We start from the raw sequence: 24,276 nt of genomic DNA, 5'->3' as shown, positions 1-24,276 counted from the left end.
ATAGAACTCTTCGATTTTTCAAACATGCGCCTCTCCGCAGCATCGTAATAATAGTTATCGTAATAATTCTTATTGCACATACATCGTTTCGACTGTCAACATGTCTTTGCGATCCGGAACGACTAATTCGCACGGGAACTGCGATCCGAGCTAATGGCAACATTGTTTCGGGTGTCACGAAGAAGCCGAGCTCGGTAACAATCCTGAAACAACGCTCCGATCATAAGCATGTGCCTCAGGGCCGTAAGGCTCCCCCTCCTGTGGTCGGGGCCGGATCCGGTTGCTTGCCAGCCCCGAACCGGCCCCAAATGTGTAGCAGCAACAAGCGTTTTCTCCGCTTTTCATGACGACGAAACTGGACGTCCAACAAAGCGCAAAAAGGGTTCTTGCGCCGGCGGTAGTTTGGGCGACACGATCATTGGTGGGCGTCGCAGTACATCGACGCTGCTCCAACCATTGTTTCGATGCTGGTTCAAAGCGCGTTGGCCGCCTGGTCCCTGCCCTGGCGACAGGGAAGCATCCTGACAATCGGTGTCTCATGACGACCGTCAGCGGCACTCCCGGCGCCCTATCGTATTGAGCAACGGGAGACGATCGGATATGCTTGCGGTCTCTGGATACGCATCCAGGAATGATGTCCCTTTGAGATGTGTCACAGGCCGGAACACCGCCATGATGCGCAATAAGCCATGATGCCATATCTTGCGGTCCCGTGTGGACCGCGATTTCACATCGCATGGTCGACGCGCATTGCGACGGCTTTCCGCGAACGAAATCGACATGTCCAGAGCAGGCCCGGCAGCTATTGAGCGGCACCGCCTGGATCATCCTGAGCATGAACGCTTGAGCTATGCCTCAGAACGTCGAAAATTGCGGTTGCCAATGTCGCCGAGCTGAAGGGCGTGCGCAACATCCGGGCGGCCAGAATGGGAGGCGCAGAATCGGGATCCAGCGCGCGGTCGCTTAACACCAACAGCTTCTCAATCCCCACCTTGTCCAGCAGGCGCGAGACGTCAGCATGACGCATGAGAAGCTGTCTATCAACAAGCACAATGTCGGCACATAGGCCCGCCTGCAGTTGATCAATCAGGCAGTCGATACCCGCACATCCTACCGGCTCATACCCGAGCGCAGCAACCTTCTCCTCGTACAATTCCAAGAGCATCTTGTCTTGCACGACAATGACAACCCGTTCCCCCTTGCCGATGGGAACCGCATTTTCGTCAAAGAAACCTTTTATCGGCAGCGGATCGAGATCGCTCGCCGGCAGAAAGAGCCGGAAAGCTGAACCCGCTCCGATTTCGCTTTTCACGTCGATGCTCCCACCCAACGCGGAAACGATGCCATGCACGGCCGAAAGGCCGAGGCCCGAGCCACCCGTTTTTGCATTCGTCGTGAAAAATGGTTCAAATATATGCGGAAGGACGTGATCGGGAATTCCGGGTCCTTCGTCGCTGACAATAAGACAGACGTGCCGCCCGGGCCCGAGCTCACCATGCGACAAGAACTGCTTCCTCGTGGTTTCAATGATCTCGACGCTGATGATCACTCTCTGGCCTCTCGATGACGCTTGGCTTGCGTTCTTGCAAAGGTTCATTGCAAGCTGATGCACATCCACAGGATTGCCTTCGATGACCGCAGGACGTTGATCGAGGTGGGACTCGATAATCACATGGCTGCCTAGGGTGACCCGAAGGAGCGGCAGGATGTCGGCAACCGCGTCGGCCACGTCAAATGGTTTTGTCGTCCTTTCGCGCTTTCGGCTGAACGTCAGTATCTGGTCTACGATATGCTTCGCCCTCGCCCCGCTCTTTAGAATTTCCTGCACATAGTGTCGTGTCGTTGACGGCCTGCGAAGAAGCTGAACCGCCATCTCGCCATATCCTTGAATCGCGCCCAGAACATTGTTGAACTCGTGTGCGATGCCACCAGCCAGCGTGCCGATGGCCTCCAACCGCTGCGCATGCTCTAGGCGGTGCTCCAGTCCTTCTTTCTCCTGGCGACTGCGGTTTGCGTCAACGAACTCGATGAGCGTTTGAAGTGTTGCTTGAAGCAAGCGAACTTCGTCCCCAGGCATCCTTGGCTGCAGATCATCGAAGCTCAAAACAAGCGCGGCCACATCGCGCTCGGACAGACCTGCCCCTACAATGAGACACGCGGTCGCGGCTCCGCGTGAGCGGATGAAGCAGCGAGACTTCGCGGGCCCGAAGCCCTCCAGATTACGAAGTACAGGGGTGCCCTTCTGGCGGAGAAGGTCCTGGGCAAGCTCCAGCAGCAAAGCCCTCTGCTTTTCGTCGTCGCTGAGGCAGTAGTTGTCCTTGATTTCTCCCCGTTCTAAATCGCAAATCGCAAAAGCACATCTTTGGGCTGCAAACAAGCCAGAGATAATGCTCAAGGCGTCGGTCATGAGGGCTGTGAAGCTGCCACAGTCGCTCTCGACCATTTCAGCCTTGAGCTCGGCAATGACTTGTTCGTAGTGGAGCCGTCTCTTGAGGCGTTTGGTCTGGGCACGCAAGCGATACACCAGCACACAGATATAGATACAGAGAATGATCGCCGTGATACCGAGCAGTATCCTGCTGAAAGCTGCACGAGACGTCGCGTCGGCAGCAACGTCCAGGTATTCCGATTGAAGCTCCTCTGCGCGCAGCGGTGTCCCAGAGGCCTGAATGGCTGCAATCTTGTCGTCAACCTTTGGTAAGATGGCCAAGATCATTCGTGCGTGAATGATTACCGTTCCCAAGCCTTGTAGAACAGGCGCTGCAGTGTCGAACTCCGGCAGTTGCTCCAGGCGCCTGAGAATAGCCTCCTGCAGCTGATGGTCCGGCCGAGTCGAAAACCGCATCATCAGGTTACCAAGATCACCCGTTCTAGTGAGAGCCATCTTGACGGCCTCATTTCGGGAGTCGTGGAGATCGGAGAGTGTCTGGCCGAATACTCCGATGGAATTCTGCAAGAGTGCATTGCGGGTCTTAAACTCCTCGACGAGCTTCTCGTCAAGGTTGATAACGTCCCTCAGTTGCCCAAGGAGCTGATGTAACCTGAAATCGTCGGCGAACTGCGGCCTGCTGAACAGTCTTTTCAACTCCGTTGTCGTTTGCCTCATGTTGACGACGGAGGATACGAGCGGATCGTACGACGACAACAATCCCGCTCTCGCTCGCAGGACGTCGCGCTGAAGCGAGGCGTGATTGACGTCGACGGCTCGCAGGTTCATCATCACCGCCTCGTGAACGTCCCGCCCCGGATCACGCCCCGCTGCGACCACGGCAAGGACAATTGCCGATAGCGTCAACAGAGTGATCGGCAGAGTTTCAATGAGACTCTTCAGTGTTAGGCTGCGTGAGCTTTTTCCCACTGTAAACCCCGGTCAAACTGTTGAGGAACGCCTCGAGCGCATCAACGTCGCTCTCCGTCAGTCGGCGCCCGAGCTGGCTTCTGCCCATGATAGCGATCGCATCCCGAAGTGTTGCGGTGCGACCGTCGTGGAAATAGGGCGCCGTCAGCGCCACGTTGCGCAAACTGGGCACTCGGAAAACATCGACATTCCGATCAGCCTGGTCCAGACGTGCGTCGAGATCCTCAGGCGTCGGAAAGGTCTCGGCACCCGGCTCGCCGAATACCCCGAAAATCTGGAACATGTTGCCGCCAATATTCGAGCCTTGGTGGCACGAGACACAGCCGTATTCGGTGAAGAGTTTCAGCCCGTGCTTTTGTAGCGGAGTGATCGCCTTCTTATCTCCCTTCAGGAAACGGTCAAAGGGTGCGTCGGGCGTCGCAAGAGACTTCTGATAGCTCACAAGCGCATCCAAGACGTTTTCGCGCTCCGCCGCGCCACCATATCTCCGCGAAAACGCGTCGGCGTAGGAGCGGTCGCTGTTTAATCTCGACAGCAAGGTGGGCCAATCCATCGCCAACAGGTTGGAGTCGTGAATGATTGCATCATTTTGGCTTACAAGAGATGTAAACTTTCCGCGCCATCCAAGCCGATAGTTGTTTCCGACGTTGAATATCGTCGGCGCGTTGAACGCATGCATTTTCCCCTCATAGCCGACTGTTCTTGCGGCATGAATCGTGCCGCCTGTCGCAAGGTCGTGACACGAACTGCAGGAAACCTCTCGCCGTTTGGACAAGAGCTTGTCGTGAAAGAGGCGTCGCCCCAGCTCCACGCGGCCGGGATCGAGTTGAGGGGCGTCAGGAAGTGGCAGCAGCGCTTCCCCCTTCATTCCCCCCACAATGACGTCGCCGGCAGCCGTGAGAGCGCCACCGCTGACGACAAGAAGGGCCAGCAGCACCGTCCGGGGGGTGTCCTTCTTGAAGAGCCTACGGCGTCCCTGCCCGCTCATGCCTTGCGACCACCCTTATAAGTCACCTCGACATCCGCGTCGAAAACGTAACCGGCGCCTCGCTCAGTCTTGATCAAGGTCGGCTTTGACGGATCCCTCTCGAGCTTGCGCCTCAGACGGAGTATGAGAACGTCGATACTGCGATCGAAAACCTCTTCATCATGAACTCTGCTCGCCGATAAGAGCTGCTCGCGCGACAGAACCTGGCGAGGGGCGCGTAAGAAGGCAGCCAGAAGGTTGAATTCTCCCGCGGTGAGCTTCACTTCCTGATCTTCGCCGTAGGTCAACCTGCGCAGCTTGACGTTCAGCACCCATTCGCCAAAGCTGTAAATTTTTCGGTCCTTCTTGTTATCGAGAACGGGACGCTCACGTAGCGAAGAGCGAACGCGGGCCAGCAATTCGCGGGTTCCGAACGGCTTGGTGATGTAATCCGCAGCCCCGAGTTCCAGGCCGACGACCTTGTCTGCCTCGTCGAGCCGGTCTCCGCTTATGATGATGATCGGCGAATCCGATGAACTGGCCAGCTTCCGCACAATGTCCAAGCCATCTTCCTGACCAAGATTAAGATCGACAATAACCAAATCGACCGGATCCGTATTGAGAATACGGGGAAGCTCTTGACTGCCGCTAATTCCGGTAACGCGAAACGCATGATGCGAGAGATAGTCAATCAAAAGACTCCGCATGCTCGAGTCGTCGTCAATCACCAGGACGTGTTTCACAGATCCGCTCCACGCCATCCGGCCATGTCATCTGCAATAGCTGCGCCAAGCGAGCGATCGCTTCGGCGCGGCCGAGAGTGGGAGACCTTTCTTGCAGGCGCACTCCAATCATGAACCAGGGCTGCCCTGCCGGCCCGGTGCGCGACCTTGAACATAATTTCTACGAGAGTGTTCATTTCCAGATTCCTATGCTCTCTAGCGGGTTTGTAACACATAGTTTGGTTTCTAATTTATCACAAGTATCAAATTTATCATTTATTGTGAAATTAGGAGATGGGAGCACCGGCGATCCGCTGTGTCATCCAGCAGAACGAGCCGATCAGTCGCGATGGAGCGCAGGGAGCCAAGCGCCGGTATACAACCATTGGGCCATCACCAACGTCCGGCTGTCGTGACCGCAGGATGATCGACGCAGTTCCTCCCGGCCTTACCGTGTTGCCATTGTCGCGGCTTGTCCCAAAAAAGCAGACGAAGGGTCAGTGTGGCCAACCTCGAATGGACCGGTGCGATGAAGCCCTTCTCCCGAACAATGATGGAGACGGATGGTAGTGGCAGCCGCAGGTCGGACTCCGCAGGCGTCTTCAGCGAGTGTCACCCAATAGGCATACGGTAGGGATCGCCTCATCAGCGCCGTTGCCCGGTCGCCGGGCAGGATCTGCACGGCCGGCGATCGCTTGGTCGACGACCTTCATCGTTGCGTTTGCAATCGCTGCTGCGGCCAATGCCACTCTGCGTGGTGCCGCGGACGGAGCATTTGGCCTATGCCCTCCAATGAGGGCCTATTTGCAGCCTCGTAGAAATGCCTCGGACGGTGGCGCGATTGATGGCGCCATACGACGTCCTCGTGCTCGATTTCTCTCATGTTGGCATTCAATAAAAGACCCCTCCTTCCATGGATAGGTTAGTTCCGCCTCCGAATGACGCGATGCCGGCCTTGCGCTGAAGGCATTTGCGTCTTGATGACTTGGTGTTGCCGGCGCGTTTCCAAAACGACACTTCTGATTTCATCTGGAACCATGACGTTCGTCGATGCGACTTGCAGAATACCGGCTAAATCTCTGAAGCGGACAATGATTGGAAGCCGGAAATCGACGCTCCCAAGGTAGAGACCACTTGCTTGCCGCCCCAGCGCAAACTGGTGCTACAAAAGCGCCGGCAACCGGCACAGGCAGCGGGCTGCGAAGACGCGCTATTCCATGCAACACCTGCGACGGTTTTCGGCCATTAGGGTTTGCGGCAAGCGTCGCGAACAGACCATCATCCTCATCGCATGCAAAGACACGAGTGCCGCCTCAATGGTCGCCAAGTGCGAGATCGAGCGGATCCGGCTCGGCTTTGCCGGATTTGGGCGCGAAGGCGCTATTGGACTACCGACACGGGTGCTCGATTGGCGCACGTACCTAGTTCGCGCGCTTGCGTCGCGATCAGCGTCAATCTCGGAGCTTGCCAGAAACTGGTGGCGTCCAGGCAAGCCCGGGATCGATGAAATCGAGTGTTGTGCGATCGTAGGACAAGGCTTCGATCAGCCTAAGCAAAGCGCCTCAATTGGTCCTCTGGCCTGCCCCGTGCTTTCGTTTGAAAAATGACAGCATCTCCTCGAGCACCAGGCTGCGGTAGACATCCTGCTCAATCAACAGTTCATGCCTTGCGCCTTTCATTATTCGCAAGGAGCAAGAGCCCAATCGCGCGGCATTCATCGTATCGCAGAACTTTTGCTGCCCATAAGCTTTGACGACCCTGTCATCGCCCGCTTGAAACAGCAAAATATCGACGCTGATCCGGCCCGCATCCCGGATGCTGCGGTTTGCTGCCATGCAGCCTTCGTATGCCCAGTTGAAGCTCGGCCCGCCGAGCTGCGCTTGCGGATGGCGATCTAGCTCCCCGCGCTTGAGGATGTCGTAGCGTACGCGGCTGCTCGTCAAATCGCGATCCGCGTTGAACCCTCTCGAAGCATAGGGTCCGCGGCCCCAAACGTAAGACTTACTGGGGCCGAGTTTGAGCAGCCAGCACGCCTTGTTGGGAATTGGGCTCAGATCGGGCTGATGCATGGGCGAAGACAATGCCGCGGCAGCAAAATCGGCGCTGAATTTCTCGAGATACAATGACGCGATCGCGCCACCCATGGAGTGCGCGAGGAGGAAGAGCCGCTCATTGGCGGGCTTGGCCTCTTTTTCCACGAACGTCTTGAGATCGTCGACAAAATCATCGAAATTCTCAACATAGCCGAGGTCGTGCACGCGCTTGACGGCCCGCGGGTCGAGTTCCTGTGCCTTGTTCGGCCTGATCAACCTCTCCGAAAAGCCTTGGCCGCGGTGATCGAGGATATACACTTGATACCCTTCCTGCCACAAATCGTAGACAATCTCGCGGTACTTGAAAAAGCTCTCACCGTAACCGCTGGAAATCACAATTCCGTTTTTCCCGACGGAATGGGAGAAAGCCATAGCGGCGATACGCACGCCATGACTGCCGTCAAAGTCCCGACGCTGGCCATGCTTGTTCCAAAACTCGACGATTTTGCTCTCGTAGATATTTGCCAGTTCGTTTTCTCGTGCCTGCGCGCTGCCATTTGCCAATACGGCAAGCACAGCGATTGAGAAGCTGATCAACGTCAAGGCACGTATGCCGAGGAATAATTTAATCAAGAAACTCTTTTGCCTGAAGGTCCGCATGTTTCGCTCCAAGATCCTTGGGGCATAAAAGCGCAAAACCCTTCGACCAGGATGTCGACCAGCGCGATTGTCGTTTCAACTGCAACAGAAACGACTGGTCAAGCCAAGCCGAGCGCGCCGGCGCCGAAGCGCCAGGTTGGATCGGCTCGACATGAACCATGCTTATATGCCCGTTGGCCCTACCTCAGTCTCTTGTGACACATGCGCTCTCGGCAACCGGCGTAGCGCCAGTCGCGCAGGCCCACGAGCATTCTGGCGGAAGCTGGTTTGCCGGTGACCCCCTGGCTCGGCGCGAGCCGAGCTTTCGCATTGTTCACACGCGCTGCAAGCGAGACACAGATTTGAGGCAGCGGGCCATGTCTGGAAAGATCTCCCAAAAACAACCCATATATCGATAAATTTGAATCGCATAGTCGGAGGTACTGTGGCGATAGAGATCGGTCGTTCATTTAATTTGGAAGCACCTTTCATCTCAAACGCATTACTCTGATGCCCGTCGTCGCCACAGTTTCTCCGGAGCCCCCAATGTCCCTTCTTGAAAAGTTCGAACGCTACCCACTCACATTCGGCCCGACACCGATCGAGCATCTGCCCCGCTTGACGGAAGCCTTAGGTGGCAGCGTTCAGATCTATGCAAAGCGCGATGACTGCAATTCTGGGCTGGCCATGGGTGGCAACAAGCTGCGAAAGCTGGAATATATCATCCCCGACGCGGTCGCCTCGGGTGCCGATACCCTGGTCTCGATCGGCGGCGTGCAATCGAACCACACGCGCATGGTTGCCGCGACCGCTGCCAAGATCGGCATGAAATGCGTGGTCATTCAGGAAAGATGGGTTCCCCATTATGATGCCGTCTATGATCGCGTCGGGAACATCCTGATGACCCGCCTGATGGGCGCGGATTCGCGCCTGGTCGACGATGGCTTTGACATCGGTATCCGCAAGAGCTGGGAGGATGCGATCCAGTCCGTTAAGGACGCAGGCGGCAAGCCCTATCCAATCCCTGCCGGAGCATCGGTCCATAAATATGGTGGACTCGGCTATATTGGCTTTGCGGAGGAGGTGGCGGAGCAAGAAAAAGCGCTGGGCTTCAAGTTCGACTATATCGTCGTCTGCGTCGTCACGGGTTCAACCCAGGCAGGCATGATCGTCGGCTTCGCCGCCCACGACCGCGCCGGCCGCGTGATCGGCATCGACGCTTCCGGCACGCTCGAACAGACAAGGGCGCAGGTGCGGTCGATCGTCGACAACACGGCTGAGCTCGTCGGGCTTGGCCGCAAGGTTCGAGAAGACGAGATCGTCATCAACCCGGACTACGCCTATCCGGCCTATGGCGTCCCGTCGGAAGAGACCAACGAAGCCATTCGCCTTGCCGCTCGTACAGAGGCGATGATTACCGATCCGGTCTATGAGGGTAAGTCGATGCAGGGAATGATCGACCTCACCCGCAAGGGCTTCTTCCCGGAAGGTTCAAGGGTGCTCTACGCACATCTCGGAGGCGCGCCGGCGCTCAACGGCTACAGCTACTATTATAGAGAGGGCTGAGCCCGTTGAAAGCCTGTTTCCCTTCAATCTAGCTGTGGACGTACCGATGATCGATTCCCAACGCCTGCACCTAAAAACCATTGAACAACGACTGCTGTGGCTATCGCACTGGATGATCCATAACGCCAACCACGTACGGTCGAAGGTGGATGGCATCAAGATCGGCGGCCACCAGGCAAGCTCTGCCTCGATGGTGTCGATCATAACGGCGTTGTATTTCTCGGCGCTCAAGCCCGAGGATCGAGTAGCCGTCAAGCCGCACGCCTCGCCAGTCTTCCATGCGATGCACTATCTCATGGGCAGCCAGACGCGGGAGAAAATGGAGAACTTCCGTGGGTTCGGCGGCGCCCAGAGCTATCCGAGCCGGACCAAGGACATCGATGACGTCGATTTCTCAACGGGCTCGGTCGGGTTGGGCGTCGGCATCACAGCCCTAGCCTCCATCGTACAGGATTTCATCAAGGCAAAGGAATGGGGCGGCAACCTGGCGCTGGGCCGCATGGTCGCATTGATGGGCGATGCCGAGCTGGACGAGGGCAACATTTACGAGACCCTGCAGGAAGGCTGGAAGAATGGCCTGCGCAACTGCTGGTGGATCATCGACTACAATCGCCAATCCCTCGATGGGATCGTTCGTGAGCGACTGTTCGAGCGCATCGAAAAGATCTTTGATACTTTCGGCTGGGAGGTCGTCCGTGTAAAATATGGCGCCCTGCAGCGCGCGGCCTTCAAAGAACCGGGCGGAACCCAGCTGCGCGACTGGATCGACCGTTGCCCCAACCAGGACTACGCGGCGCTCACCTTCATGGGTGGCGCAGTCTGGCGCAAGCGCCTGCTCGACGACCTCGGCGAACACGGGGACATCGCCTCCCTCCTCGATCACCGCAGCGACGCAGCGCTTGCAGAACTGATGGAAAATCTCGGCGGCAACTGCGTGGCGACGATGGCGGATGCCTTCGCTGCGACCGACCATGATCGCCCGACCTGTTTCCTCGCCTACACGATTAAGGGCTGGGCAACGCCGATTGCCGGGCACAAAGACAATCATGGCGGTCTGATGAACAGCAAGCAGTTCGCCGACTGGCAGACGGCCTTGGGCATCCCTGCCGGGCAGGAATGGGAGCCGTTCGCGGGAATAGCGGATGTCGCCGGGTTGAAGTTGTTTCTTGCCGACGTTGCCTTCTTCTCGAAGGGTGCACGACGCTACGATGATGCGCGTCTTGATGTGCCCGCAATTGCGATCGACACAGCCCGCAAGATCTCGACGCAGGCAGCTTTCGGAAAGATTATGGATGATCTCGCCAAGGGCGCAAGCAAACTGGCCGACCGCATATTGACGACGTCGCCCGACGTCACTGGCACAACGAGCCTCGGGCCGTGGGTGAACCGACGCAAGCTTTTTGCCCGTGCCGCGATGGCGGACGCCTTTATCGAGCACAGCATTCCCTCGACCGCAAAATGGGAGTTCACGCCGAAGGGGCAGCATGTCGAACTTGGCATAGCGGAGATGAACCTCTTTCTGTTGCTTGGTGCCGCCGGCCTTAGCCATTCCCTGTTCGGCAAGCGTCTTATACCCATCGGCACGGTCTACGATTCCTTTGTCTGCCGCGGGCTCGACGCGCTCAACTATGCCTGTTATCAGGATGCACGCTTCATTATCATCGGCACGCCCTCTGGGGTGACGCTGGCGCCCGAAGGTGGTGCCCACCAATCCATCGGGACCCCGCTGATCGGCATGAGTCAGGACGGCCTGGCGGCGTTCGAGCCCGGCTTTGCCGACGAACTCGCCGTGATCATGGAGTGGGCTTTTGATTACCTCCAGCGGGATGGCGAGGGCCACAGGGACGAGCGCACCTGGCTGCGCGACGAGACCGGCGGCTCGGTCTACCTGCGACTGACAACCAAACCGCTCGAACAGCCGCTGACACGGGTCGACGACGACTTTCGACAAGGCGCCATCGATGGCGCCTATTGGTTGCGCAAACCCGGCCCCAACTGTTCGGTCGTTATTGCCTATCAGGGTGCGGTCGCCGACGAGGCGATTGCCGCGGCCGGCATCATCGCCGAGGCAAGGCGCGACGTCGGCGTGCTTGCCGTAACCTCGGCCGACCGCCTCAACGCCGGATGGACCGCGGCGCAGCGGGAGCGGGCGCGCGGCAACCCAAAGGCCCAAGGCCATGTCGAAACGCTTCTAAATTCTTTGCCCCGCGACTGCGTGATCGTCACCGTCATCGACGGGCATCCTGCCACCCTGTCATGGCTCGGCGGCGTGGCTGGTCATCGGACCGTTTCGCACGGCGTCGAACAGTTCGGGCAGACGGGAACGATCGCCGATCTCTACCGACACTTCGGCATTGACCGACAGTCCCTGGTTCGCTCTGTCAATGAGCTGACCGTTGGCAAGCGGCTTTCGGAGTCTCTCATGCTCGTGTTCCCCTAGGCGTTTTCGCTAGCAGGCGGGCACTGGCCGCTTCGCTGAGACAGGCTCTGAGCTCTTGCACTTTTGAACACACGTCCGTGGCGAAGGCATGGCTGGTCGACGCCATCGGCACGCCAAAGCCTCGCACGTGCCGAAGGAGAAAGTGCCGCCGACAACGTTGGCAGTCCCATGGCGGATGATCACCCGCCTCATGCCGCCGCAAACCGCTCACCGCTTTCCAAGAAATGAGCCAAAGCCGTTATCGCCGCCGTCACGGGCATTTGAATGTTACGAAGTCCGGCAAGCTCAAGAACCGCGTCACAGATGGACGCAAGCTCCAGTCGGTGCCCCTTCTCAAGGTCCTGCAACATTGAGGTTCTCACGTCGCCCAAGTTGCGGCCGGATGTGATAATTGTCGACGGGTCGAGCTCCAGTTTCGACCCATAAGCCTCGATGACCGGGATGATTTCCATCAGCATCTGATAGCTCACGTCGGCCAGATAGCGACTCCCGAAATTTTGACCGAGGGTAGCGCCGGTAATGGCGGTGACCGGGTTCGAGATCATGTTTCTGGCCACTTTTGTCCAGACGGCGTCTCTTATTCGAGGCGCTATTCGCGTCGCTATGCCTGACTTGTTCAAGATCCCTTCGACCTCGGCAAGGCGTCTCGTATGTCGATCATCCAACTCACCCAAAGTCATGTGAAGAGGATTTCGAGTCCGCGCCAGGCCCGGGCGAAGCCGCTCCGCCGTAATCATTGCGGTCGTTCCGATGGTCTGCGCCGGAGGCAACATTGATTTGATCTGGCCGCCAGGATCGACAGACTCGATCGCTCGTCCATCCCAGCCGCCGCCGATACCCTCAAACATCCACCAGGGTACTCCATTGATGACCGGAACGATCACGGTCTCGGCCGTTATCATCGGCAGTAAGGACGTTGCCAAGCCTCCCAAATCGTGCGATTTCGGACAGAGAAACAGGATATGTTGAACGCCAAGTTCATTTACGGCGCCGACCCTCACTTTGACGCTATGATCACCCTCCAAATCAAGCAGGCGTATCCCGTTCTGTTTTATGGCCTCGAGGCTCTCACCTCTGGCAACGACGGAAACGTCGAAGCCGGCAGTTGCAAGGCGCGCAGCGAGAGTGAGACCGATCGCGCCAGCACCAGCGATGCAGATACGCCTGCTTTCAGCCGCGGCATATTCGAACTTGCTCATTGGAACTCCTGTTGCTTGCGATCAGGAGGTTCATTTGGCGGCATGCCAGGCGCATTATTGTCTTCCCGAAAACAGCTACAGTTGTCATCAAACACATTAGCCTCCCACAACAGCGCCGCCATGGGCCAGACGAGAACATTGATATCGGCAGGCTCTATCGATCACCGAGCGCGCCGGACTTGGCTGCGGCGGCACTGCTGGCCACCGGAAGCGGACCGGGTGCTTCTCGCATTCCCGGCAGCGAAACGGCCGAGGCGCTGAACATCGAGATGTCGCCTCGGGCGTTCGACGCCACATTTCTTGCCAGCGACGAGAGGCGCTGCATGCCAGCGGCCTGTGCATCCAGCGCAAATCTTGGATGATCCAACCAGGAGAGCGGAAAGTTCAGTGGGACCGCCCGCCGGATTGCAGGCACCGGGTTTTCGTATCTAGGTTTGTGGACACGTCCCAGTCGACGAGGAACTGCCCCCTCCTTCTGTCCGCGCCTGAACCCACGCTCCGTAGTGAACGAAATTGTTAACGCTAAGTCGCGACTGACGGATACTCGCGACCCGCCCAGTCCTTCAAATCCGATGCAAATGTGCGTTGGAATGACAGCGGACCCGATTTGGCTCGGTACGGCTCATCATAAATGCCGATGAATATCGTCAGGTTGAGGAAGAAATGCGCTCCCATTTCGAAAAGCGCGACGTAGTCGTGGCGTACCAGCGCATCCCTCTCATGTTCAGTAAGGCTGTGCACGCTGGAGTTTTCTTTCTCGTTTCCCAACAGGGCAGGGCCGAGTGCCTGCTCCCAAGCAGCCACGAGGGAGGCTGGATCATCAGCATAGCGGCGAAGCAGCTGCGGGTCGCGGTCAACCATGAAGAGGAATTTGTTGACGTAGTATTTGCTCATAGTGCGCTCCCTTCGAGGGACCACGTGAAATAGGCCTCCATGGTGTGAAAGAGGTCCAGGCTGTCTGCATGATCGGCGACCTGCCGACCGGCGACGCCAAGCATCAGAATGAAATTCAGGAAGCCGTGGGTCGCGTTTCCATGTCCTTGAAGTGAGGCATGGGTGACGTTCGCGAGGATCGAGTCGATATCCCCACGCCGTACCCAATCGATCGCTTGACGATCGAAGGCGGGATCTGGGCCGGTCTCCATGAACTGTCGCGGGCCACCCAACTCCAAGGATAGATGCCCTGTCCCGATCACGGCGACACGAATGTCCGCCGGGTAGTCCATGACAGCTTTGCGGATGGCGCGCCCCAGGTCATAGAAACGCTTAGGTGACGGCAAAGGCGGGGCGAATATGTTGGTGTAGATCGGTACAACAGGCAGATCGTTGGTTGGCCGAAGCGTAATGATCGGGCAGATGATCGAGTGGTCGATTTTGAGTTCATTCGAGAGGGCGACATCAAAGTCCTGATCGAGAAGTGACTGATGCATGAAGCCCGACATTCTCTCGTCACCTTGCAACAGATATTTGGGCAGGCCGAACTCGCGCACCTCGTTATAGAATGTCGCGTCGTATGCGGCTGCCTTGCCGATCAGAAACTGCGGGTAGTTGTCTAGGAAGAGCTGGTGGAAATGATCGGAACCGACCATCACCAGAAGATCGGGCTCCGCTTTCGTGAGCGTCTCGCGATATGCCTCGATCTTCTCCTTCCATATCTGTGCTTGCGGCATTTGTTCCCCGGGAGGGGCGGTTGTCGCCTTAAGGTAAAACGGGTGATGGGTTGAGGCGAGTGCTGCGACAAGGTTTGCCAATAATTCTCCTCCAATGCTTGCGTGTGTATAGGGCAATAGTTTGGTTCGATCCGCCGCAAGGGGCGCATCGTCGACTGTGCACCCCATTGCTAGCGGGTGTTTTGCGCGGCTCCATTTCAGCGGGAGGCCCGCGGGTTGCAGATGAAATAGTTTCATCGTCGTTGGCCCGGGAGGCGAAAGTGACGGTTCGGCACACGGACATTGCTCGATCAAAGTCATTGCATGTCCCGCCAGTGAAGCACCTCGAGCGTTTGAAGCGGCCCCGTCCCCGGACCAGCCGGCGAGCAAGCCCTGGAACTCTTCGGGTTTTGGTTACGGCTGTAACAAAGTCGGGAATTTCCGACATATGTCTGAGCTTTGGCTCGCTCTAAATCGGAACGCGTGATGGAGGGACAGGCGAGAGATGGCGCCGTTCAGTCATGTTCGAAGGCTTATAAAAACAGAGGCTGAAATATGCCCCCTTTCGCGTTGGCGAAAAGGGCCGCTAGCCGGAAGCAATCCATTCCGGGACGCTTCAGCAACACCACAGAGAGCATCATTTTAATGGTCGAAACGATTAGTCGGAAAGTAGAGACGTCCCATTGCGCAATCGCAACCGAGATGACGAGAGGAAAAGGCTTGGACGTCGTCCTCATTCACGGAAATTCATCCTGCCGCGCCGTATTCGAACGACAATTGCACTCAGGGCTCGGCGAGGCCCACCGTTTGATTTGTTTCGACCTGCCAGGGCACGGTCAATCAGAAGATGCGCGCGAAAAGGAAAGAACCTACCCCTTGCCCGGTCTCGCCGACGCCGCCATGGAGGTGCTCGAAGCGCTCGACGTTCGAAATCCTGTTTTGCTGGGATGGTCACTCGGCGGTCACGTTGCGATTGAGATGGCATCGCGCCAACCGAATTTCCGTGGCCTCTTCATCACAGGTACCCCGCCTGTGGGCGAGGACATCTCGGAGGGTTTCCGCGGAAGCCTCCTGAAGGGACTTGCGGCGTCATCGTCTTTTTCGCAAGACCAGGCAGTCCAGTTTGCGGACCGGGTGTTCGGCAGCTCGGCAACGCCTGAACTCGTGCAAGCGGCAGCGAGAACTGATGGCGATTTTCGAACCACGCTGTTCTCCCAGGCGCGCGTCGCAGAAAAGAGCAACCAGCGCGAGGTGGTGGGTTCGACCAAAACGCTGACCGCGGTTGTCAATGGCGCTGCGGATCAAATTGTCGACCTCGACTATATTGATCGCGTTCCGTACGCCAACTTATGGCGGGATAGATGCTTTCGGATCGATTTTGCCGGGCATGCGCCATTCCTGCAAGTTACCGCTGTTTTTAACCAGTATGTCGCCGAATTCCTTCGTGACGTCGAGCGCGCCGAGCACAACTGACCCCACTCGCGCCGTGCCCGACGATCACGAAGACGGGGAAGACAATTTGGCAGGGCAAGCATCACGAAGTTCTTCTCCTGCCCGGCTATCAGCTGATCGGGACAAACATATGTCGCCTGGCATCCATGGGCCGGGTGATCAGACGCCGATCACACCGCTTTCGTGACGGAACCCACCTTGCGTCATCGGCCCCGAGCAACACGACCCCACCCTTGGCGCGCAGCTCCCCAGGCGCTAGCGGTTGGCTATTCTTCAACTTGAAGACCGGCCTCCGTCACTGCATAGGAAGGACCCTAGGATGAAACTTGGTTTGAATGGCGGTCGGGCAGTCGGCTTCGATGAACATGTTTGCATTTGGCGCCTAATAGATCACCCGCACTCAGACGATCTGTTGGCGCTTCTATCGTTGGAACCTGACGCGCTTGCCAAATGCCTCGGCGAGCGCAGCGATGCCCCCCGTGGCTTGCCGTTCAAGCCTGGATCGCTCCGATCGTTCGCTCTCTGGGAGAGACATATGACGACGGCAGCAAAGGGGATGGTCTCACGTTTTGGATCCCCCCTGCTGAAATCCGTAGCGGCGGGCTATGAGCGGCTCACCGGAAAACCCATAGCACCCATGCGGCCCAGGCCCAATTACTACCGCTTCCCACAATATTATATGGGCAACCACCGTTCACTCATGGAAGATGGGGAAGAACTTCCATGGCCGTCATTTTCGGATGTCGTGGATTTTGAACTCGAGATCGGGCTAGTCATCGCTAAGCAAGTGCGCAATTGCACACCCAGCGAGGGCCTTTCGGCGATAGGCGGCTTTTGTATCGTCAACGATTGGAGCGCGCGTGACGTGCAATGGGACGATACGCGGCGCGGTACATTCGGCGGCGTGGTCAAGGCAAAAACCTTTGCCGGCGCAATCGGGGCCATCGTCGTGACCGCTGACGAGATACTGCCGCGATTCAACCAATTGACAGGCAAGGTGCGCGTCAACGGCGACATCTGGTGCGAAGGTAACACCGAAAACGCCCAGCACGGCCTTGGCGAGGTCGTCTCATACGCCGCGATGGGAGAGACTGTCTATCCCGGAGACCTCTTATCCACCGGCACCCTTGCGGGCTGCTGTGGTCTCGAGATGGGGCGTTTTCCCGCTCGAGGCGATGAGGTTCAACTCGAGATCAATGGCATAGGAACGTTGACCAATCGTATTGGGAATTAGCTACGGTCAACACGATCGTACCCGTGTCCGACTCGAGAGGCGCAGAAACCCCACCGGCCGCAAGGAGTTGCCGCCGCAGCTTGCTGCTTTGCCGGCAGGGATCAGGCCTGCTATCCGCCCGTGGAGTCGCCATGAGGCAAGAGCGAGCAGCCGAACGTCGGCTCGACCTTGCGAGCTGATCATTGGAGTTCGCATCGGCCGGCGATAGATTGGCCTCAAAGTCGACCTGCCGAGCAAGCCACGCGAGAGGCAGCAGCATCACTGCGTTGCTAGCAATATGCGGTTTGGTTGCTTTCTTCTAATCTTGATCGCTTGGTATATAGATCGGCAGCAAGCCGGGCTCGTAGGACATTGCAGCGTATCTAGTGCTGACCATGAGATCGTGTCGACCGGCGCTGGTTCGGCCTTCGTCCCTCGATGGCCGGAGGCCAACTCGCAGCATACTAGACTTCGCTCAACGCTCCGATGGGATGGCTTTGGTTCCTTCTCTGCAAGTCGGTGTGCAAGGTCACTTCCCTCTTTGAGTGCGCGCTTGAGGCGGGCGGAGCGGAGGACGAATAGTTCCCGCGTCCAGCCGTCTTCCTGACGGGCATCATTTCCTGAACCTTCGCTAGCGGGGAAAGTGAAGAACCTATTGATGTTCTAAATACATTACAACTATCAAATTTATCAATTGCTAAAGGCTGTCCGCAGGTGTACCCCTTGCTCCAAAAGTGGAGAATTTAGCGTTGGACGAGATCCTCACGACTGCCCAAACGGCGAAATTACTGGGCGTTTCAGTCCGGACCGCCCAGTTATGGGTCGAAAGCGGCGAGATTCCCTCGTGGAAGACGCCTGGTGGCCATCGACGCATCCCTCGCGCTGCGATTGTTGAGATGCTCGCCTCGAGACGATCCGATACCAATGTGCGTGCCGTCGCGGTTGTGCTAGCGCGTCCGGAAAATGCCAATGCCTGGCGCTCCTTGTCTGGACATGGATATATGGTCAAAGTCCTCGAAGATCCGCTAGCTGCAGCCGTGGTTATCGGCGAGTCCCTGCCCGACCTGATCGTTATAGAGAACGACGAGGGTGATGAGCGTGTACGATTGGCAAAAAAGCTCTGCGAGGACCCTCTGCTTTCGTCGGCATTGACGGTGTTGCGGACCAAGGTCGGCGCCGAGGTTTCCAGCGCGAACAAGAGGCAGCCCTTTGCGATGAGCATCGATCAGCCCGTCGACGTCGCTATTGCGGCGATCCTCGAGCATTTGAAACATCGGCCGTCCGTTGCAGTCACGAACTTGACCTATCCCCTCCCCGCAAATGAAGGCGACCGCCTGAAGGCTGTGAAAGCGTCAGGTTTGCTCTATTCGCCTCGCGAAGCGGCCTTCGATGCGTTGATTGACATGGCGATACGGATATTTCACGCGCCAATCGCGATGTTCACGTTGCTTACGTCGACAGAGCAATGGTTTAAGGCCAGGGCTGGATATGACGGTGAGCTGACGCCTCGTGAGTGGTCCTTCTGTAACTACACTCTCGCGGCAAATGAACTGACGGTTTTGAATGATCTTCCAAGCGATCCACGCTTCAAGGATAATCCGACCATCGGTGCGCCACACTGCTTTCGTTTCTATGCCGGCGCCCCCGTTCGTGATGAAAATGGATTTGCTCTCGGGTCCATCTGCGTCATTGATCGCGTGGCGCGTGAATTCGGCCCAGATGATCGTAGTGCGCTGACGGCGCTTGCTGATGCAGCCGCGCAAACCATCAAGTCACGTTCGCAAGAACGACAACTTCGCCACCTGCAAATCAAAGCCAGCGGCGGATGGGACGTGGATTTCGCTCGACGATAGCGCTTGAATGCACCTGATCGAAGACCTAGTGAGCCGGACCAGGGTGAGGTCGTTCGAGCTCGTAGCCCGATGAGGAGCAAACCGGCACGCCCTTTCATCTCCTCAAGCCCGTCGTTCCGTGCCGGTCATTGTCTATGTATCTCTGCTAAGAGGAAGGGCCGCGCCGGCTAAAACGTCTGCGCCACGCAGTATTTCCGCGCGCGGAGTGGTTGCGACGGGGGCGGTCAAAATCTTCACGTTGGATAACGCCTCGACGGCTCTGCTCGACCGATTGAAGGTCCGGGCTTTCCAACGCAGTCCCCGGGCCTTTCAGGGGCACTGGTTTTCCTTTGGAGCCAGGCGTGGCTCCTCGATGAACTAATGACATCGCGGAACCGTCGGGAGATCCGATCAGCGTTACATCTGAAACGCATCAGCTTTCATATGGGCTTTAAAATGATACATTTGATAGATATGATATTTTCACAACAACCTTGTTATGGCGGCCATGATCGCCGGCTTAGAGGAATGGAGATGTCATGCTGACAATAGCCGAGTTGAACGCCAATCCCCACGCTGCCTTCGAGCGCTGGCGCGCAGCAGGCCCTTGCGTCGACTACGAAGGGGGCGGCAAATTCGTTCTCCGTCACAATGATGTGGTGAAACTGAGTTCTGATCCACGCGTCGTCGCCACGGGGACGGCATTGCCGGAATCGCGTGGCGTGGTGACGGGCGTACTTCATGACATTTTCGGGCTTGGTATGCTCACTGCCAATGGCGCCCAGCACCAGGCTCGCCGATCGATCATATCTCGCGGTTTAGCGACCGTGTTGGCCAGCGATCTGCGAAGCCAAGTACGCGCGGCGACGGAAAAGCTGATCGATGCCGTATATGAGAATGGAAGCGCAGAATTCGTCAGTCAGTTCGCAAACCCGATCCCGATACTGGCGCTCGCCGGTCTCCTGGGTGTGGAAGTGAATGAACAGGAACGTTTCGTAAGCCGGGTTGAGGAACTGGGACGATTTTTCGCTCCGGCTTCGACGGATGCTGACATAGCCGTGTCCTCGGCCGCGGCCGAATATGTGCGTGATTATCTCGAATGGAAGTTGCGTGAAAAGACCAAGAGCGAAACGCCGGACTTTCTTTCCGCCGTGAAGGCCCAAGGAGAGGCGGAAGGTCTGGCTCCAATCGAGACCGTCGTCCAGATAATCCAGCTGATCCTGGGCGGTACTGAATCTGTCCGTGCTTCGCTCGCGGCGCAGATCTCGCTTCTGCTGCAGCATCGCAGTCAGTGGAATTCGGTCTGTGGCGATGCGAGCCTCATCCCGAGCGCGGTAAGCGAGACCATGCGATATGAACCGGGTATCGCGGGCTTGGTGCGCGCCACGGCCGAGCCGGTTGAGCTTCAGGAAACGACCTTGCCCGCCAACTGCCTCGTCATCCTGTCCACAATGTCGGCGCTTCGTGATGAAAGGATATTCAAGCGCCCGAACACATTCGATATTCATCGCGACGACCTGCCAAGGCTTCATCTTGCGTTCGGCGCCGGTGCGCATCGGTGCGTTGCCGATCACCTCGCCCGGGCCGAGCTCGAAGAAGTGCTTGCCGTCTTCGCGGCGCGGCTGCCGAAACTTCGACTTGAAGATTTTCCAGTTTTTGGCGGCCACCTCTTCATTCGCACTCCAAGCAGCTTCTGCGTCAGCTGGCCACGCTAGATGCCAGACGGCGCGTCGGGATCCGCATGACTGTGCCGTGCTTTGTCTGGAGCATGCCGGCTTCGTCGTGGGCGAGACGCTGAATGTCGATGGCGGTCAACACGCCAGCCGCGACATTGAAGCGATAAGGGAAACGTACGGAGCCCGGCTAGACAGCGCTCGTCCTTCAAGGAGAACGTCAATGCCTTATGTGAATCGCAAAGTGACGCGCGAAGGCACGGCTGTGGGTGCGGCTAGCACCACGCCGGAACAGAAGCCGCCTTGATCAACAGCGTCAGCGATCTGCTCTTCGGGATCCTCGGCAAGCCGCAAGACAGTACCTTTGTCGTCATCGACGGAATCGAGATGGAGAACTGGGGGGCGGCCGCCTGCCGGTGCCTGAATGTCGCAAGCAGCTTCCCAAAAAGGCAGCCAAGCAGAAATATTACGCACTGGCGGAGAGCTTAATAACGACACTGAAAGCCGACGATATTTACCCCTACGGCTACGAGACATTTTCCGGTGTCGCTGACGCGGTTGCCCACATCGAAGATGTCCACAGGCTCCACTCGGCCGCTCTGAGAGCGAAATTTGAGACCTATTTTTCCAGCAACCGCGTAATTTGAAGCTGCACGCTGGTTCAACTCCAGGGGTTCACTCCAATCCCGAGTTAGCCCGCCTTGCAAATTGACAGTTGTCCACCCGCGAGGAGGCCTTGCGACTCTGATGGGCACCTACATCCTTTTACCATATCCACATTCAACGACGCACAAACTCTAACTGATTTATCTTCGCGTAAGTGAGAAAAGGAGGCTCGTTTCGACTGAAACACTTGCCCCTGTTTCTGAAATTGCCGCGGTGCGGGTCGCAACGATTATGCGACCACCGCCGGCAGCGAGCCGGCCAATTAATCGAAATCAACCTGGGAATACTGAAATGACGTCACCCCACGCCAGGAGCAACATATCGGTCATTGGTTCCACCAAAAGGGCAGGCTTGCTGCGCACCATAACCGCGCATGTGCGTGCATATATCGGACGACAAAGGCTTCTGCGAGAGAACGATAGAATTCGGTCCGACCTTCTAACCTTGCCCGATCATTTACTGAAGGATATTGGCCTGTCGCGGCACCACATCAAGTACGCGGCTCTGGATCGCCCGGGTTCAGATCGCAAGATTGTGGCGATCGGCATGGCGAATGGAGGTAAAGCCGACCAGAGTGCCGTTTCCGGCGATTATTGTAACAGCTTTGAAATGAGAATTTGCAAGACGATGATGCCCTGATTTCTCGGCCGGCAGAAATGCTTAGAAGGTTCGCCCCGTCGCGATCGAACGCGGCGGAAACAACATCGGATCGGCCCCTCCGGCCCGCCGCGTCGGTGACAAAACGGTTCCTTGAAAGGCGATTGATAAAGTTCAGAACACCCATCAAAAATTAGTGTCCGACCTCGTGTCAATGTTCCGGTAAGCAGATAACAAGCCTGTCGGATGTGTTCTGCACGAAAGCAAGGGCATCGGGCCTCATAAAAGACAGCTGCCGCCTGTGTGAGTGATCGGCGGCTTCTCGAGCGATGTATCCGCCCGTCGTGCACTGTAATCCACCGACCATACCAACGGCCTAACAATGAGGAAGAGGTTCGGCCCCATCGAAACCAGTCGCAGGCTCCACTCCAGTCTACCTTTGATATCGCCGGCCGTTAGCGACCGGCGCCATCGGACCGCCCGAAATTGCCCAACCGCACCAGCGGCTCGAGGCGCTGACATCCTCTCCTTGTTGGCAAGAGCCTCAGCGGCGCCAATACGACCGCGGCGCGCTGCTAACTTCCCAGATCAGTCAACCAAACTTCCAGACGGATTACATCAGCAACGGAAAACGTATTGTTTTGACATCGTTGAGGAACCGTATCCGCATATCGAACAGCCCAGCAGGCGGCGACAGGTGTGCTTCAGGGACTGATCCCGCAGACGAACGCTCCAGGGAGGTGCGCGGTTTTAAAGGAGACAGAAACATCGCGAGCAGGACCGTGCCGCGTCGACGCAAACGCTACCGCTATGACGCAATGCTTTTGGATTGGCGGTTTGAACAACCGAGCGGAGAAGCGCGATAGCTGAACTCGTTGCGTCGCGACGTCAACCTCATTCCGAAGCAACCATTGCCCCACCTCAACGTCGCCGGCGAACGGTAGGAAGGCCACCCGTGACCTCCTCAGCCCAACCTTATAATCATTGGATCATCAAATGCCGATCGTTCTGAAGACCTTTATGCAATCCGATATCGTACAGTGGAGACGCCATCTGCACCAGAATCCGGAGCTTCTTTATGATGTTAACGAGACTGCGAGCTTCATTGCAGAGAAGCTTACAGCCTTCGGATGCGATACGGTCGAAACCGGCATCGGTAAATCGGGGGTGGTCGGGCTCATCGGCGGCAAGCTGGGCGGCGGGCCTGTGATAGGGTTGCGTGCGGATATGGATGCGCTTCCTATCGTGGAAACCAGCGGCAAAGCCTGGGCTTCGAAGATCGCCGGAAGAGCTCACTCGTGTGGACATGATGGCCACATGGCGATGCTGCTGGGTGCGGCGCGATACCTTTCGGAAACTCGTAACTTCAAGGGCACTGTGGCAGTTATCTTCCAGCCAGCCGAGGAGGGAGGAGCGGGCGCGCTTGCAATGATCAATGACGGATTGATGGACAAGTTTAAGATCGAGCAAGTCTACGGCATGCATAATGAGCCACATATACCGATCGGGCAATTCGCGATCAGGAAAGGCGCTATCCTGGCCTCGGCCGACACCTTCGAGATAACCGTGAAAGGGCGCGGGAGCCATGCCGGGCAGCCCCATCTTTCGGTGGATCCCGTCGTCGCGGCCTCGCATATTGTCATCGCACTTCAGTCTGTTGTGTCCCGTGAAACGGACCCTTTGCAGGCCGTGGTTATAACTGTTGCCTCCATCCACGGCGGAGATACGCATAACGTCATTCCAAGCACAGTCAGGCTGGCCGGGACCATACGAACGCTGCGGCCTGACTTGCGCGACTTTACCGAGCGGCGATTGGGCGATCTTATTGGTTCGATCGCGGTAGCTTATGGTGCGAGCGTGGATGTCTCCCACAGTCGGGGCTACCCGGTCACGTTCAATCACGATGCGCAAACTGATCTTGCGGCAACCGTTGCGCGATCGATCGTCGGTGCGGAGGCCGTAAATAGCGATCTCGAGCCACGTATGGCGGCAGAGGACTTTGCCTTCATGCTTGAGGTGCGGCCAGGATCCATCATCATCATTGGGAACGGGGAGACGGCAAGTCTCCATAATCCAGCCTACGATTTCAATGATGATGCCATTCCTTACGGCATAGCCTATTGGGTCAATTTGGCTGAGACAGCACTTGCCGCGTGACGGCGCAACCGTCGAACCGGGTGCCTGAAGGCAATGTTACGCGCGCGCGTCGAGCCGACCGAACGTCGCGATGGCCCGATGTTCGCGTCGGGGCAGTCGCAATGCTGGGTGAG

Annotated in this window: 17 protein-coding genes; 10 read left to right on the top strand and 7 right to left on the bottom strand. The window is 57.4% G+C overall.

Annotated elements, in window-relative coordinates; translation table 11 throughout:
- Positions 1 to 802: 802 nt before the first annotated feature.
- From GR198_RS19550 to GR198_RS19535, 4 genes are all read right to left on the bottom strand, one after another.
- Entirely contained in the window at positions 803 to 3,358 is a 2,556-nt protein-coding gene (locus tag GR198_RS19550) for a two-component system VirA-like sensor kinase (RefSeq protein WP_164023878.1), read from the bottom strand.
- Positions 3,315 to 4,346, bottom strand: coding sequence for a cytochrome-c peroxidase (locus tag GR198_RS19545; protein ID WP_164023879.1), 1,032 nt, complete (start codon positions 4,344 to 4,346; stop codon positions 3,315 to 3,317). Before GR198_RS19545 ends, GR198_RS19550 begins: the two co-directional genes overlap by 44 nt.
- Entirely contained in the window at positions 4,343 to 5,068 is a 726-nt protein-coding gene (locus GR198_RS19540; protein WP_130788596.1) for a winged helix-turn-helix domain-containing protein, read from the bottom strand. Before GR198_RS19540 ends, GR198_RS19545 begins: the two co-directional genes overlap by 4 nt.
- A gap of 1,541 nt (positions 5,069 to 6,609) precedes the next feature.
- On the bottom strand, positions 6,610 to 7,740 hold the full coding sequence (locus tag GR198_RS19535) for an alpha/beta fold hydrolase (protein WP_164069425.1): 1,131 nt from the start codon (positions 7,738 to 7,740) through the stop codon (positions 6,610 to 6,612).
- Between the two features lie 525 nt (positions 7,741 to 8,265).
- On the opposite strand from GR198_RS19535, the gene GR198_RS19530 reads away from it, so the two are divergent.
- A complete protein-coding gene (locus GR198_RS19530; protein ID WP_130788594.1) occupies positions 8,266 to 9,285 on the top strand; it encodes a 1-aminocyclopropane-1-carboxylate deaminase in 1,020 nt (339 codons plus the stop codon).
- Positions 9,286 to 9,331: 46 nt separating this feature from the next.
- Positions 9,332 to 11,725: a transketolase-like TK C-terminal-containing protein gene (locus GR198_RS19525; protein ID WP_164069424.1), complete on the top strand. Its 2,394-nt coding sequence runs from the start codon at positions 9,332 to 9,334 to the stop codon at positions 11,723 to 11,725.
- 188 nt (positions 11,726 to 11,913) lie between these two features.
- Here GR198_RS19525 and GR198_RS19520 read toward each other — a convergent pair whose 3' ends face one another.
- Positions 11,914 to 12,924 (bottom strand): ketopantoate reductase family protein, encoded by a 1,011-nt coding sequence (locus GR198_RS19520; protein ID WP_164069423.1) that lies wholly within the window; start codon positions 12,922 to 12,924, stop codon positions 11,914 to 11,916.
- Between GR198_RS19520 and GR198_RS19515 the strand changes: the two genes are divergently transcribed.
- Entirely contained in the window at positions 12,924 to 13,286 is a 363-nt protein-coding gene (locus GR198_RS19515) for a hypothetical protein (RefSeq protein ID WP_164069422.1), read from the top strand. The genes GR198_RS19520 and GR198_RS19515 overlap by 1 nt on opposite strands.
- 160 nt (positions 13,287 to 13,446) lie before the next feature.
- Here GR198_RS19515 and GR198_RS19510 read toward each other — a convergent pair whose 3' ends face one another.
- Positions 13,447 to 13,818 (bottom strand): hypothetical protein, encoded by a 372-nt coding sequence (locus GR198_RS19510; RefSeq protein ID WP_130788590.1) that lies wholly within the window; start codon positions 13,816 to 13,818, stop codon positions 13,447 to 13,449.
- Positions 13,815 to 14,675 carry an extradiol ring-cleavage dioxygenase gene (locus GR198_RS19505; protein ID WP_164069421.1) on the bottom strand — a complete coding sequence of 287 codons (861 nt, stop codon included), beginning with the start codon at positions 14,673 to 14,675 and terminating at the stop codon, positions 13,815 to 13,817. Before GR198_RS19505 ends, GR198_RS19510 begins: the two co-directional genes overlap by 4 nt.
- A 618-nt stretch (positions 14,676 to 15,293) precedes the next feature.
- On the opposite strand from GR198_RS19505, the gene GR198_RS19500 reads away from it, so the two are divergent.
- From GR198_RS19500 to GR198_RS19465, 7 genes are all read left to right on the top strand, one after another.
- Complete coding sequence (locus GR198_RS19500) at positions 15,294 to 16,046, top strand: alpha/beta fold hydrolase (protein ID WP_164069420.1); 753 nt, start codon at positions 15,294 to 15,296, stop codon at positions 16,044 to 16,046.
- A gap of 514 nt (positions 16,047 to 16,560) precedes the next feature.
- The gene (locus GR198_RS19495; protein WP_164069419.1) at positions 16,561 to 17,259 is read left to right on the top strand and encodes a fumarylacetoacetate hydrolase family protein; all 699 of its coding nucleotides are present in this window, start codon (positions 16,561 to 16,563) and stop codon (positions 17,257 to 17,259) included.
- A gap of 728 nt (positions 17,260 to 17,987) precedes the next feature.
- Positions 17,988 to 19,091, top strand: coding sequence for a helix-turn-helix domain-containing protein (locus GR198_RS19490; protein WP_130788586.1), 1,104 nt, complete (start codon positions 17,988 to 17,990; stop codon positions 19,089 to 19,091).
- A 518-nt stretch (positions 19,092 to 19,609) separates the two neighbouring features.
- A complete protein-coding gene (locus GR198_RS19485; protein ID WP_164069418.1) occupies positions 19,610 to 20,785 on the top strand; it encodes a cytochrome P450 in 1,176 nt (391 codons plus the stop codon).
- A 261-nt stretch (positions 20,786 to 21,046) separates the two neighbouring features.
- Positions 21,047 to 21,232, top strand: coding sequence for a tautomerase family protein (locus GR198_RS19475; protein ID WP_409514056.1), 186 nt, complete (start codon positions 21,047 to 21,049; stop codon positions 21,230 to 21,232).
- 468 nt (positions 21,233 to 21,700) lie between these two features.
- The gene (locus GR198_RS19470; RefSeq protein ID WP_164069417.1) at positions 21,701 to 22,048 is read left to right on the top strand and encodes a DUF1127 domain-containing protein; all 348 of its coding nucleotides are present in this window, start codon (positions 21,701 to 21,703) and stop codon (positions 22,046 to 22,048) included.
- Between the two features lie 954 nt (positions 22,049 to 23,002).
- Positions 23,003 to 24,163 carry a M20 aminoacylase family protein gene (locus GR198_RS19465; protein WP_164069416.1) on the top strand — a complete coding sequence of 387 codons (1,161 nt, stop codon included), beginning with the start codon at positions 23,003 to 23,005 and terminating at the stop codon, positions 24,161 to 24,163.
- The last annotated feature ends 113 nt before the right edge of the window (positions 24,164 to 24,276 follow it).

The organism is Rhizobium leguminosarum, from assembly GCF_010668065.1.
GTDB lineage: Bacteria > Pseudomonadota > Alphaproteobacteria > Rhizobiales > Rhizobiaceae > Rhizobium > Rhizobium leguminosarum_S.
This window is presented reverse-complemented; position numbering and strand designations above follow the sequence as displayed.